Source organism: Leptothrix discophora (assembly GCF_030705305.1).
Lineage (GTDB): Bacteria > Pseudomonadota > Gammaproteobacteria > Burkholderiales > Burkholderiaceae_C > Sphaerotilus > Sphaerotilus discophorus.
On sequence record NZ_JAUZEE010000001.1, the window covers coordinates 499903 to 512440 of the forward strand.

Here is a 12538-nt window from a genome sequence, read left to right on the forward strand (position 1 = left end):
TACAGCCGGCCTCAGACAGCGGGCAGGCTGTATCGGGTGTGCAGCCGATACACAGAAACAGGGGCTTGCACCGGACCGGCGGGCCGCCTTCGGGACAAGGTCGGCCCGCTGGCTCATCGCGTGGGCCACCCCTCGCCCCGGGCCAGCGCGGCGCGGATGGCGTCGCCTTGCTGGTCCAGTGCCGGAGGGGCCAGGTCGGCCAGCGCAGCCGCGCCGTCGAAGCGCATCGGGTTGCGCACCAGCGGCATGGGCGGGGCCGCCACGCGCGTGTCGGACGGCAGGTCCACACGCAAGCCGCGGGCCAGCACCTGCGGGTGCGCGAACACGCCCTGGATGTCCAGGATCGGTGCACAGGGCACGGCCTGGGGCTCCAGCAGGTCGACCCAGGCCTGCGTGGTGCGCGTGCGCAGCCAGTCGGCCAGGATGGGCACCAGCTCGTTGCGGTGCGCGACCCGCTGCGGGTTGCTGGCGTAGCGCGCATCGCGGGCCAGTTCGGCATGGCCGGCCAGCTCGCAGAAGCGGGTGAACTGGCCGTCGTTGCCGATCGCCAGCACGAGGTGACCGTCGGCCGTCTCGAAGACCTGGTAGGGGACGATGTTCGGATGCGCGTTGCCCATGCGGCGCGGCACGCCGCCGCCGACGAGGTGGTTGCTGGCCTGGTTGGCGAGCATGGCGACCTGCACGTCCAGCAAGGCGGCATCGATGTGCCGGCCGCGACCGGTGCGGCCACGTTCGACCAGCGCGGCCAGGATGGCGGTGCCGGCATAGACGCCGGTGAACAGGTCGGTCACCGCGACGCCGACCTTCTGCGGCTGCGAGCCCGGCGTGCCCTGCGCCTCGCCGGTCAGGCTCATCAGCCCGCCGGTGGCCTGGATCGCGAAGTCGTAGCCGGCGGCCTGCGCCAGCGGCCCGTCCTGGCCGTAGCCGGTGATCGAGCAATAGACCAGCCGTGGGTTGAGCGCCATCAGGCTGGCCGCGTCCAGGCCGTAGCGGGCGAGCTGGCCGACCTTGTAGTTCTCCAGCAGCACGTCGGCCTCGGCCGCCAGCTGTCGCACCATCGCCGCACCCTCGGGCGTTGCGAGGTCGATGGCGACCGAGCGCTTGCCCCGGTTCGCGCTCAGGTAGTAGGCCGACATGCGCGCATCGGCCGGCCCCCACCACGGCGGACCCCAGCCGCGCGTGTCGTCGCCGGCACCGGGTCGTTCGACCTTGATGACGTCCGCCCCGTAGTCCGCCAGCAGCTGGCCGGCCCAGGGACCCGCCAGCACCCGCGACAGGTCCAGCACGCGGATGCCGTCGAGCATCGAGGGGCGGTCCATCACGAGAACGCCTGGATGCCCGTGATCGCGCGGCCGAGGATCAGCGCGTGCACGTCGTGCGTGCCCTCGTAGGTGTTGACCACCTCCAGGTTGACCAGGTGCCGGGCCACGCCGAACTCGTCGGAAATGCCGTTGCCGCCGAGCATGTCGCGCGCCATGCGGGCGATGTCGAGCGCCTTGCCGCAGCTGTTGCGCTTGAGGATGGACGTGGCCTCGACCGATGCCGTGCCGGCGTCCTTCAGGCGACCGAGCTGCAGGCAGCCCTGCAGGCCCAGCGCGATGTCGGTCAGCATGTCGGCCAGCTTCTTCTGGATCAGCTGGTTGGCCGCCAGCGGACGGCCGAACTGCTTGCGCTCCAGCGTGTAGCTGCGGGCGCGGTGGAAGCAGTCCTCGGCCGCACCGAGTGCGCCCCAGGCGATGCCGTAGCGGGCGCTGTTCAGGCAGGTGAATGGACCCTTGAGGCCGCGCACATCGGGGAAGGCGTCCTCATCCGGGCAGAAGACCTCGTCCATCACGATCTCGCCGGTGATGCTCGCGCGCAGGCCGACCTTGCTGTTGATGGCCGGTGCGCTCAGGCCTGACGTGCCATGCCCGCCCTTGTTGAGGATGTAGCCCCGGATCGCGCCCTCGTCGTCCTTGGCCCAGACGACGAAGACGTCGGCGATGGGGCTGTTGGTGATCCACATCTTCGCGCCCGAGAGCTTCCAGCCGCCCGGCACCTTGCAGGCCCGCGTGACCATGCTGCCGGGATCGGAGCCGTGGTCCGGCTCGGTCAGGCCGAAGCAGCCGACCCACTCGCCACGGGCCAGCTTCGGCAGGTACTTCTGCTTCTGCGCCTCGGTGCCGAAGGCCTCGATCGGCACCATCACCAGCGAGGACTGCACGCTCATCATCGAGCGGTAGCCGGAGTCGATGCGCTCGACCTCGCGCGCCACCAGGCCGTAGCTGACGTAGTTGAGGCCGGAGCCACCGTAGGCTTCGGCGATGGTCGGGCCCAGCAGGCCCAGCTCGCCCATCTCGCTGAAGATGGCGCGGTCGGTCTTCTCGTGCCGGAAGGCTTCCAGCACGCGCGGCGCCAGGCGTTCCTGGCAGTAGGCATGCGCGGCATCGCGCACCGCGCGCTCGTCGGCGCTGAGCTGCGCGTCGAGGTTGAGGGGGTCTTCCCAGTTGAAGGCGGCGTGGCTGGCCATGGATCGGTCTTTCCTTGCGGGTCGGTGACGGCGGGTGACGGTGGCGACGGCGGGGCGGTTCAGCCCAGCGCGGCGAAGCAGTCGCCGATGATGGCCAGGCCCTCGTCGAGCACCGCATCGGAGACGGTCAGCGGCACCAGCACGCGGATCACGTTGGCATAGGTGCCGCAGGACAGCAGGATCAGGCCGCGGCGGGCGGCTTCCTTGACGACCGCACCGGTCAGCGCCGCGTCGGGCTGGTGCGGGTCGCCGTTCCTGCACAGCTCGATGGCGACCATCGCGCCGGGGCCGCGGACCTCGGCGATCACCGGGTGCTTCGCGGCGATGGCCGACAGGCCGGCCTTGAGGCGCTCACCGACCGCACGGCCGCGTTCGAGCAGCCCGTCCTGCTCGAACACGTCGAGAACGGCGAGCGCCGAGGCGCAGGCCAGCGGGTTGCCGGCATAGGTGCCGCCCAGGCCGCCGGGGCCGGGCGCGTCCATCATCTCGGCCCGGCCGATGACGGCCGACAGCGGCATGCCGCCGGCCAGCGACTTGGCCATGGTGATGAGGTCGGGCACGGCGGCCGGGCCCCACTGCTCGCAGGCCAGCCAGGTGCCGGTGCGGCCGGCGCCGGTCTGGACCTCGTCGGCGATCAGCACGATGCCGTGCTGGTCGCACAACGCGCGCAGGCGCTGCGCGAACTGGGGCGGCGCGACATAGAAGCCGCCTTCGCCCTGCACCGGCTCCAGGATGATGGCGGCGACGCGGGCGGCCTCGACGTCGTACTTGAAGATCGACTCGATCGAGGCCATCGCGTCGTCGACGCTGACGCCATGCAGCGCGCACGGGAACCTGGCGTGGTAGACCTCCGCCGGGAAGGGGCCGAAGCCGGTCTTGTAGGGTGCCACCTTGCCGGTCAGCGCCATGCCCATCATCGTGCGGCCATGGAAGCCGCCGCCGAAGGCGATCAGCGCCTGGCGCTTCGTGTAGGCGCGGGCGACCTTGACGGCGTTCTCCACGGCTTCCGCGCCGGTGGTCAGGAAGAAGCTCTTCTTGGCGAAGTCGCCGGGGGCCTTGGCGTTCAGGCGCTCTGCCAGTTCGACATAGGGCTCGTAGGCCAGGACCTGGAAGCAGGTGTGGGTGAACTTGTCGAGCTGGTCGGCGATGGCCTGAACCAGGCGCGGGTGGCGGTGGCCGGTGTTGAGCACCGCGATGCCGCCGGCGAAGTCGATGTAGCGACGGCCCTCGACGTCCCAGACCTCGGCGTTCTCGGCCCGCTGCACGAAGATCTCGTGGCTCTGGCCGAGGCCGGCTGGCAGGGCGGCACGGCGGCGCGCCATGAGGGCGGCGTTGTTGAGGTGGGGTTCGCGTTGCATCGTGGGACTCCGGGTGGCGACTGTCAGGGCACTGTAGGGGCCGCACCCGCCGTCTACCATGTACAGGCAGCCACCCCGCACCGATGCACTGTGCTGGGCCGTCGACCGGCACAGCCGCGCGGTCGGTCGGACCTGGCACCTCCGCCTTCCCGCCTCACGCCCCCGCCATGTTCACGCTCAACCCCAAGTCCGCCACGCCGCTGGTGGTCCAGATCGTCCAGGCCCTGAGCCGGCAGATCGAGGAGGGCGGCCTGCGTGCGGGCACCAAGGTGCCGTCGATCCGCCAGTTCGCGCATGCCCACCAGGTCAGCATCTTCACGGTGGTCGAGGCCTATGACCGGCTGGTCGCGCAAGGCTGGCTGGTGTCGCGGCCGCACTCGGGCTTCTTCGTGCGCAAGCGCAGCGAGGGCGCGGTCGCGGCGGTCGACGTGGCCTCGCCGGCCGGCATCGCGGGCACGTCCTTCGACTCGATGTGGTACCTGCGCAAGATCTTCGAGAACCGCCACCTGTCGATGAAGCCCGGCTGCGGCTGGCTGCCCGGCGACTGGCTGTTCGAGGATGGCCTCAAGCGCAGCCTGCGCGGCCTCGCCGGTGACGACGTCGACCTGGGCGGCTATGGCGATCCGAAGGGCTATCCCCCGCTGCGCCAGCTGATCCGCGACACGCTGGCCGAGCAGGAGGTCGCCGTCACGCCCGAACAGGTCCTGCTGACCCAGGGCAGCAGCCAGGCGCTGGACCTCTGCGCACGTCGCCTGGTGCGGCCCGGCGATGCCGTGCTGGTCGACGATCCGGGCTATGCCAACCTGCTGTTCTGCCTGCGCTTCCAGGGTGCCCGGCTGGTCGGCGTGCCGCGCACGCCGGGCGGCTACGACCTGGCCGCGCTGGAAGCCGCGCTGGTCGAGCACCAGCCGCGCGTGTTCTTCACCCAGCCCCGCCTGCAGAGCCCGACCGGATCGGTCGCCACGCTGGCCCAGCTGCACCGGGTGCTGCAGCTGGCCGAGAAGCATGACGTGCTGATCATCGAGAACGACATCTACGCCGACCTCGATCCGGAACCGCGCCCCTCGCTGGCCAGCCTGGACCAGCTCAACCGGGTCGTCCACGTGGGCAGCTACAGCAAGACCATCTCGCCCAACATCCGCGTGGGCCATCTGGTGGCGCACCCGGACCTGGTCGAGGACCTGGCCCAGCTGAAGATGATCGCCGGCCTGACCAGCTCCGAATTCGGCGAGCGGCTGGCCTATGGCGCGCTGACCGAGGGACGCTGGCGCAAGCACCTGAAGGCGCTGCGTGACCGCCTGGCCAAGGCCCACGAGCGGGTCGCCCAGCGGCTCGACGACCTGGGCTTCGAGATCTTCTGCGAGCCCAAGGCCGGCATGTTCCTGTGGGCCCGCCATGCCGACATGCCCGACGCGGTCCAGACCTCCAACCAGGCCGCCGAACACGACCTGCTGCTGGGCCCCGGCCACCTCTTCAGCGCCGACCTCGCACCGACGCCGTGGATGCGCTTCAACGTCGCCTACTGCGAGGACGAGCGGCTCTACACCTTCCTCGAAAGCCGGCGTCAGGCGGTCTGACGCGGGGGCTGTCTCACGGGCGGCGCACGGGTCGTCGCCCGGGTGTCGGTCCTCTAGAATCTGGTTGATTCAACCAATACCCATCGGGCCTTGCCATGGAAACCGTCGGACTGTTTGAAGCGAAGACGCACCTGTCCGAGCTGATCGCCCGTGCCGAACGGGGCGAGGAAGTGATCATCACGCGGCACAACAAGCCGGTCGCACGCATCGTGCCGATCAACGAGGTGACGCCTGCGGTCGCAAGCCGCCGCCGCGAGGCGCTGCAGGCCCTGCAGTCGTTCGAGCCGATCGCGCTGGGCGACGTCCGCATCGAGGATCTGATCCGTGCCGGTCGGAGCTGAGGGCGCCGGCGCAGCGGCGCCGCCGCCGGCCCTGCGCACGCGCGCGGTCGTCGTCGACGCATCCTTCGTGCTGCGCTACGTGCTGCACACCTCGGCGCCGCGTCCGCACCCGGAGGGACTGCAGCTGCTGGCGCACTGCGAGCTGGTCGTGCCGGCACTCTGGCAGGCCGAGGTGGCCAACGCGCTGGTGCAGGCCGAGCGCCGGGCCGTTGCCGATCCTGCCCGCATCGGCCAGGCGCTGGCGGTGATCATGGCGTTGGAGCCGGACGTCGACCTCACGCCGGTCGACGTGGCCCGCAACCTCGAACTCGCGCGTGTCCACGGCCTGAGCGCCTACGACAGCCTCTACCTTGAACTGGCCCAGCGGCGGCGTGCCTCGCTCGCCACCTATGACGCCGAGATGGCCGGTGCCGCCGTGCGCGCCGGCATCACCCTCTACCCGCATCCGACGGCCGTCCCGGCCGCATGAATTCCACCGAGACCGCAAGCCCATGAAAGCCTCCGACATCCGCAACACCTTCCTGAAGTTCTTCGAGAGCAAGGGCCACACCATCGTCAGCTCGTCGCCGGTGATCCCGGGTGACGACCCGACGCTGCTGTTCACCAATGCCGGCATGAACCAGTTCAAGGACGTGTTCCTGGGCTTCGACAAGCGCGCCTACACCCGCGCCACGACCAGCCAGAAGTGCATCCGCGCCGGCGGCAAGCACAACGACCTCGACAACGTCGGCTACACCGCGCGCCACCACACGTTCTTCGAGATGCTGGGCAACTTCAGCTTCGGCGACTACTTCAAGCACGACGCCATCCAGTACGCCTGGGAACTGCTGACCGTGCACTTCAAGCTGCCGGTCGACAAGCTCTGGGTGACCGTCTACGCCGAGGACGACGAGGCCTACGAGATCTGGAACAAGGTTGTCGGCGTGCCCGCCGAGCGCATCGTGCGCATCGGCGACAACAAGGGCGGCCGCTACATGTCCGACAACTTCTGGATGATGGGCGACACCGGCCCCTGCGGGCCCTGCACCGAGATCTTCTTCGACCACGGCGAAGGCATCCCCGGCGGCCCTCCCGGCAGCCCGGACGAGGACGGCGACCGCTACATCGAGATCTGGAACAACGTCTTCATGCAGTTCAACCGCACCGAGGACGGCGTGATGCACCGGCTGCCCAAGCCCTCGGTGGACACCGGCATGGGCCTGGAGCGCATCACCGCGGTGCTGCAGCATGTGCACGGCAACTACGAGATCGACCTGTTCGTCGCGCTGCTGGCGGCGGCCAAGGCGGCGGTCGAGGCCAGCGGCGGCGCCGGCATCGACCCCGACTCGCCCAGCCTGAAGGTCATCGCCGACCACATCCGTGCCTGCTCGTTCACGATCACCGACGGCGTCATCCCCGGCAACGAGGGCCGCGGCTACGTGCTGCGCCGGATCGCCCGCCGCGCGATCCGCCACGGCTACAAGCTCGGCGCGCGCAAGCCCTTCTTCCACCTGATCGTGGCCGAGCTGGTCGCGCAGATGGGCGAGGCCTACCCCGAGCTGCGCGCCGCCCAGGCCCGTGTCACCGAGGTGCTCAAGCAGGAGGAGGAACGCTTCTTTCTGACCATCCAGCACGGCATGGAGATCCTCGAAGGCGCCCTGGCTGGCGGTGCGCAGACGATCGACGGCGAGACCGCCTTCAAGCTGCACGACACCTACGGCTTCCCGGTCGACCTGACCGCCGACGTCTGCCGCGAACGCGGCGTGAGCGTCGACCAGGCCGGCTTCGAGGCCGCCATGAACCGCCAGCGCGAGCAGGCCCGTGCGGCCGGCAAGTTCAAGATGGCTGCCGGCCTCGACTACACGGGCGTGGCCACCGCCTTCCACGGCTACGAGCACCTGGTCTGCGAGACCTCGACGGTCGTCGCGGTCTATGTCGACGGCAGCCCGGTCGCAGCTGCCGAGGCCGGCGACGACGCCGTCATCGTGCTGGACCACACGCCCTTCTATGCCGAGAGCGGCGGCCAGGTCGGTGACAGCGGCGAGCTGCGCAACGCCACCAGCCGCGTGCTGGTCGAGGACACGATCAAGATCCAGGCCGACGTGTTCGGCCACCATGGCCGCGTAATCGAGGGTTCGGTGAAGGTGGGTGACGTGTACGCGGCCCGCGTCGATGCCGAGCGGCGTGCCCGCACCGTGCGCAACCACAGCGCCACCCACCTGATGCACAAGGCGCTGCGCGAGGTGCTCGGCGGCCACGTCCAGCAGAAGGGCAGCCTGGTCAATGCCGAACGCACCCGCTTCGACTTCGCCCACCACGCGCCGATGAGCGACGAGGAGATCCGCCGCGTCGAGGCCCTCGTGAACGCCGAGATCCTGGCCAACGCCGCCGCGAACGCCCAGGTCATGGCACTGGAGGACGCGCAGAAGAGCGGCGCGATGATGCTGTTCGGCGAGAAGTACGGCGAGACCGTGCGGGTGCTGACCATCGGCTCCAGCAAGGAACTCTGCGGCGGCACGCACGTCGGCCGCACCGGTGACATCGGCCTGTTCAAGATCGTGGCCGAAAGCGGCGTCGCCGCCGGCATCCGGCGCGTCGAGGCGGTCACCGGCGACAACGCGCTGGCCTACCTGCAGGGTCTGGAGCGCACCGTGAACGACGTGGCCGGCGCGCTCAAGGCGGCGGTGCCCGAGGTGCCCGCGCGCATCGCCGGCCTGCAGGACCAGATCCGTGCGCTGGAGAAGGAGCTCGGCGCCCTCAAGGGCAAGCTGGCCTCGTCGCAGGGCGACGGCCTGGTCGCCCAGGCCGTCGACATCAAGGGCCTGAAGGTGCTGGCCGCGATGCTCGAAGGCGCGGACGCCACGACGCTGCGCGCCACGATGGACCAGCTCAAGAACAAGCTCAAGACCGCGGCCATCGTGCTGGCTGCGGTCGACGGCGGCAAGGTCCAGCTGGCGGCCGGCGTGACGGCCGACGCGACGTCGAAGGTCAAGGCCGGCGAGCTGGTCAACTTCGTCGCCCAGCAGGTCGGCGGCAAGGGCGGTGGCAAGCCGGACCTGGCCATGGCCGGCGGCACCGATGCCAGCAAGCTGGCCGGGGCGCTGGCCAGCGTGCAGGCCTGGGTCGCCGAGCGTGTCTGAGCGTCAGGCCGATCCGGCGGATGACCGCGACGACGACTGGGCGCCGGTCCAGTCGCCCAGGCTCTGGCGAGACGATTTGTGGACCGCCTGCGTCATCAAGAACGAGGACGACGAAGGCTGGGCCGTGTCGATGACGCGGCGCGGCGAATCGGAACCGGTGCTTGTCGCGCCCTGGACCATGGGGCGCGACAAGAAGAACCCCAAGCCGCTGGACATCAACGCCTTCAACACCTGGATCAAGACCGCCCACGAGGTCCTGCGCCGGCATGAGCAGCAGCTGCACGCGCAACTGCACCAGCAGCTGCGCGTGGACACGCCGGCCGGCCGGGTCGAGGTGAGGCTCGACATCGAGCCGGATGACGACATGCCCAGCGCCACGCTCAGCGCGCACGATGCGTCCGGCGAGCTGCTCGGGCGCAAGAAGGTCGCGCCGGACTTCCGCCTCAGCCTGCGCAGCGCGCAGGCATGGCTGGAGACCCTGGACGCCTGATGACCCTGCTGCCGGGTGGACACTCGGCGGCTTCCTCCCTCGCACCCTTCTGCAGGATCACCCCATGACCACGACCACGCTGACCTCGGCCTTCCTGCCCATCTTCAAGCGCGCGCTGCGCAACCTGGACCATTTCCTCGACAAGGCCCAGGCCAGCGCCACGGCGCGCAAGTTCAGCCCGGACGTGCTGGCCCAGTCGCGCCTCGCGCCGGACATGCTGCCGCTGACCTCGCAGGTGCGCATCGCCTGCGACGCGGCCAAGCTGGGCGTGGCCCGCGTGGGCGGCCTGAGTGCGCCGAAGTTCGAGGACGGCGAGACCACGCTGGCCGAGCTGAAGACCCGCATCGCCAACACGCTGGCCTGGCTGGACAGCGTGCCGGCCGATGCGCTGGACGGCCGCGAGGACCACGAGGTCACCTTCCCGGTGGGCCGCGAAGCCACCCGCACGCTCAAGGGCGCCGACTACCTGCGCCACTGGGCACTGCCCAACGTGATGTTCCACGTCACGACGACCTATGCGCTGCTGCGCCACAACGGTGTCGAGCTGGGCAAGCAGGACTTCCTGCTGGGGCCCGACGAGTCGATCTGACCCGGCCGCATGGCCGGCCCATCGGCCGGCCATGCGAGGGGCCGAGGGTCAATGGCCCATGTGCTTGGAATGGTCTTCCTTGGCGGGCATGCCGGCCATCGGGCGGACGCTCGCCTTGACGTTGATGCGCGAGCGCTTCTGGTCCTTGTCCTCGACCTCGAGGTCGACCGTCACGGTCGTGCCGGCCTTCATCGGCCGGGCCACGTCGATCAGCATCAGGTGGTAGCCGCCCGGCTTGAGCTCGACCGGCTTGCCCGAGGGCAGATCGAGCGCGGGCACGGCGCGCATCTTCATCACGTCGCCCTCCATCGCCATCTCATGGACCTCGACGACGCGGGCGTCGGGCGAGCTGGCGCCGACCAGCTTGAGGTCGCTGCCGGCGGTCAGCGTCATGAAGGCACCCGTGGTGCGCTGCGTGCCGATGGTCGGGCGCACCCAGGCGTCCTTGGCCTGCACGGTGGCTTGCGCGTGGGCGGTGCCGGCGAGGGTGGCCAGGCTGAGGGCGGCGGCCAGGGCCAGGGTCTTGATGTGGTTCATGGTCAGGTCCTTGAGGGAAGTCATTGGCGGTTCGGGGTTCGTGGGGGACGGCGCGCGCTCAGGCCGCGTCGAGCAGGATCTTCAGGTCGTGGGCGATGTCGTCGGCGGTCTGGTTGTGGCGCACCGCCAGCCGCAGCTTGCCGGCCGTGTCGAAGACGTAGGACAGCGCGGTGTGGTCCATCGTGTAGCTCGAACCGGTCGGCACCTTGCTGAAGAAGACCTTGAAGTCGCGCGCGGTGGCGCGGGTCTGGGCCTCGTCGCCGCGCAGGGCCAGGAAGCTCGGGTCGAAGGCGACGGTGTAGCCCTTGAGCAGCTCGGCGGTGTCGCGTTCCGGGTCGACGGTGATGAAGACGACCTGCAGCTTGTCGGCGTCCTTGCCGAGCTGGCGACGGACCTCGATCGCGCGGGTCAGCGCGGTCGGGCAGACATCCGGGCACTGCGTGAAGCCGAAGAAGACCATCACCAGCCGGCCCTTGAAATCGGCCAGCGTGCGGGTCTTGCCGTCCGGGTCGCTGAGCGAGAAGCCCTTGCCGTACTCGGCGTCGGTGATGTCGATGGTCTTGAACGGCGGCGGGGCCGACTTGCAGGCGCTCAGCGAGCTGCCGAAGGAAATGGCGACGGCGGTGGCGAGCAGGGTGCGGCTGAACGAGCGGCGGGCGAGGGTCACGGGTGATCTTCCTGGTGCGGGACGGGTGAGCGGTGGCGGCGTGATGGTGAGCCAGGCCGGGTCAGTGACCGGCGTGCTCGCCGTGGTTCTTGTCCATGTCGACGGTTGCGGCGCGGGGCTTCTGGACCCAGACCATGACCTCTTCCTTGCCGCCGCGCTCGAAGGTCAGCGTGACCGGGAAGCGGTCGCCTTCCTGCAGCGGCTTGCGCAGGTCGAGCAGCATGATGTGCAACTCGCCGCCGTGGCGCAGCGCGATCTGCTGGCCGGGCGCCAGGTCGATCGACGGGATGGCGCGCATCTTCATGATGTCGTTGACGGTCTTCATCTCGTGGAACTCGACCTTGCCGGCGACGGGCGTCTCGGCGGCGATCAGGCGGTCGGGCTTGCTGCCGGTGTTGGCCAGCGTGCGGAAGTAGAGCGCGCCCGAGCGCAGCCCCGGCGGCGTCGGCGTCGAATACGGATGGTCGATGCGGACATCGCCGGCGCGGCTGCCGTGGGCCAGTGCGGGCAGGGCGGCCAGGCTGCCGAGGGCAGCCGTCAACAGGACGGCGAAGGAGCGGCGCGTGGCCGTGTGTCGAAGGGCGTTCATGGTGTCGGTGTGCGTCGGACCGGTGCCACGTCGGGCGACCGTGTCGGTGGGGGCGCTCGTCGGAGCGGTGGGCGGCGCGCAGGCTCGGCCAGGCTCGACGAGGGGAATGCGTGCGGGCGGTGCAGGCCAGGTGGCCGACGCCCCAGGCCTGGGTCAGGCCTGTCGGTCGATCGGCGAGGGCGGCGCCCGCGCGCCGTGGGCCGCCGACCGTGGCGCCGCGGGGGCACGCCTGTCGACGCCAACCTGCAAGGCATCGGTCGGCAGCGTCGCGGCCGACCAGACCGACGGAAGCGCCGCCACGGCCGCCAGGCCGAGCGGCCAGCCGCAGTAGTCGCAGGCGGCGGCGAGGTGCGGCGCGGGCACATCGGCCGGCGCGGCGATGTCAGTGGCACGGGCTTCTGCGGCGACGGTGTCGGCGGCCGGCGGGCTGCACCAGCCGCGCGCGTCCAGGCCGGCGACCCAGGCCGCGTGGCGGGCATCACCGCCCTGAGCACGCACGATCGCATGGCTGATCGCCGGGGCGAGCAGCGGCATCAGGACCAGAAGGATCCCGAGCCAGGCGAGGTGGGCGCGCGTGCGCGGCGTGGTCATGAGGAGATTGTGCGGGATCGACCGAGTTCGCTTGGGTTGGCCGCCGAACATCCGCTGCGCCAGTCGTGACGTTTGGTGCGGGCGGTGGCGTTGCCTGTGGGTCGACCGCGACAAGGGCGGTTTGACGGTGGCCGGCTGTGACGCATCCGGACGAAAAAAAACCCGGCCAAG

13 protein-coding genes are annotated in these 12538 nt (G+C 70.3%); 6 read left to right on the forward strand and 7 right to left on the reverse strand.

Annotated elements, in window-relative coordinates; translation table 11 throughout:
* Window positions 1–113: 113 nt before the first annotated feature.
* Genes Q8X39_RS02225 through gabT form a run of 3 tightly spaced genes read right to left on the reverse strand, consistent with a single transcriptional unit; the run spans window position 114 to window position 3867 of the window.
* The gene (locus Q8X39_RS02225) at window positions 114–1319 is read right to left on the reverse strand and encodes a CaiB/BaiF CoA transferase family protein (protein WP_305747993.1); all 1206 of its coding nucleotides are present in this window, start codon (window positions 1317–1319) and stop codon (window positions 114–116) included.
* Window positions 1319–2509, reverse strand: a complete 1191-nt coding sequence (locus tag Q8X39_RS02230) for an acyl-CoA dehydrogenase (protein WP_305747994.1) — start codon at window positions 2507–2509, stop codon at window positions 1319–1321. The genes Q8X39_RS02225 and Q8X39_RS02230 overlap by 1 nt, the downstream gene beginning before the upstream one ends.
* Before the next feature lie 59 nt (window positions 2510–2568).
* Window positions 2569–3867, reverse strand: coding sequence for a 4-aminobutyrate--2-oxoglutarate transaminase (gene gabT, locus Q8X39_RS02235; protein ID WP_305747995.1), 1299 nt, complete (start codon window positions 3865–3867; stop codon window positions 2569–2571).
* A 167-nt stretch (window positions 3868–4034) separates the two neighbouring features.
* On the opposite strand from gabT, the gene Q8X39_RS02240 reads away from it, so the two are divergent.
* The 6 genes from Q8X39_RS02240 (at window position 4035) to Q8X39_RS02265 (ending at window position 9983) form a co-directional block, all read left to right on the forward strand.
* The gene (locus tag Q8X39_RS02240) at window positions 4035–5444 is read left to right on the forward strand and encodes an aminotransferase-like domain-containing protein (protein ID WP_305747996.1); all 1410 of its coding nucleotides are present in this window, start codon (window positions 4035–4037) and stop codon (window positions 5442–5444) included.
* Window positions 5445–5539: 95 nt separating this feature from the next.
* Window positions 5540–5785 (forward strand): type II toxin-antitoxin system Phd/YefM family antitoxin, encoded by a 246-nt coding sequence (locus tag Q8X39_RS02245; protein WP_305747997.1) that lies wholly within the window; start codon window positions 5540–5542, stop codon window positions 5783–5785.
* Window positions 5769–6254: a type II toxin-antitoxin system VapC family toxin gene (locus tag Q8X39_RS02250; protein ID WP_305747998.1), complete on the forward strand. Its 486-nt coding sequence runs from the start codon at window positions 5769–5771 to the stop codon at window positions 6252–6254. Before Q8X39_RS02245 ends, Q8X39_RS02250 begins: the two co-directional genes overlap by 17 nt.
* Before the next feature lie 22 nt (window positions 6255–6276).
* The gene (gene alaS, locus Q8X39_RS02255; protein WP_305747999.1) at window positions 6277–8904 is read left to right on the forward strand and encodes an alanine--tRNA ligase; all 2628 of its coding nucleotides are present in this window, start codon (window positions 6277–6279) and stop codon (window positions 8902–8904) included.
* Window positions 8897–9394, forward strand: a complete 498-nt coding sequence (locus Q8X39_RS02260) for a hypothetical protein (RefSeq protein WP_305748000.1) — start codon at window positions 8897–8899, stop codon at window positions 9392–9394. The genes alaS and Q8X39_RS02260 overlap by 8 nt, the downstream gene beginning before the upstream one ends.
* Window positions 9395–9458: 64 nt before the next feature.
* Window positions 9459–9983 (forward strand): DUF1993 domain-containing protein, encoded by a 525-nt coding sequence (locus Q8X39_RS02265; protein WP_305748001.1) that lies wholly within the window; start codon window positions 9459–9461, stop codon window positions 9981–9983.
* Between the two features lie 48 nt (window positions 9984–10031).
* Here Q8X39_RS02265 and Q8X39_RS02270 read toward each other — a convergent pair whose 3' ends face one another.
* From Q8X39_RS02270 to Q8X39_RS02285, 4 genes are all read right to left on the reverse strand, one after another.
* Window positions 10032–10520 (reverse strand): copper chaperone PCu(A)C, encoded by a 489-nt coding sequence (locus tag Q8X39_RS02270; protein ID WP_305748002.1) that lies wholly within the window; start codon window positions 10518–10520, stop codon window positions 10032–10034.
* A 58-nt stretch (window positions 10521–10578) separates the two neighbouring features.
* Window positions 10579–11187: an SCO family protein gene (locus tag Q8X39_RS02275; RefSeq protein WP_407067947.1), complete on the reverse strand. Its 609-nt coding sequence runs from the start codon at window positions 11185–11187 to the stop codon at window positions 10579–10581.
* 61 nt (window positions 11188–11248) lie between these two features.
* Window positions 11249–11776 carry a copper chaperone PCu(A)C gene (locus Q8X39_RS02280; protein WP_305748003.1) on the reverse strand — a complete coding sequence of 176 codons (528 nt, stop codon included), beginning with the start codon at window positions 11774–11776 and terminating at the stop codon, window positions 11249–11251.
* A 153-nt stretch (window positions 11777–11929) separates the two neighbouring features.
* Window positions 11930–12367, reverse strand: a complete 438-nt coding sequence (locus tag Q8X39_RS02285) for a DUF2946 family protein (RefSeq protein WP_305748004.1) — start codon at window positions 12365–12367, stop codon at window positions 11930–11932.
* Window positions 12368–12538: the final 171 nt, after the last annotated feature.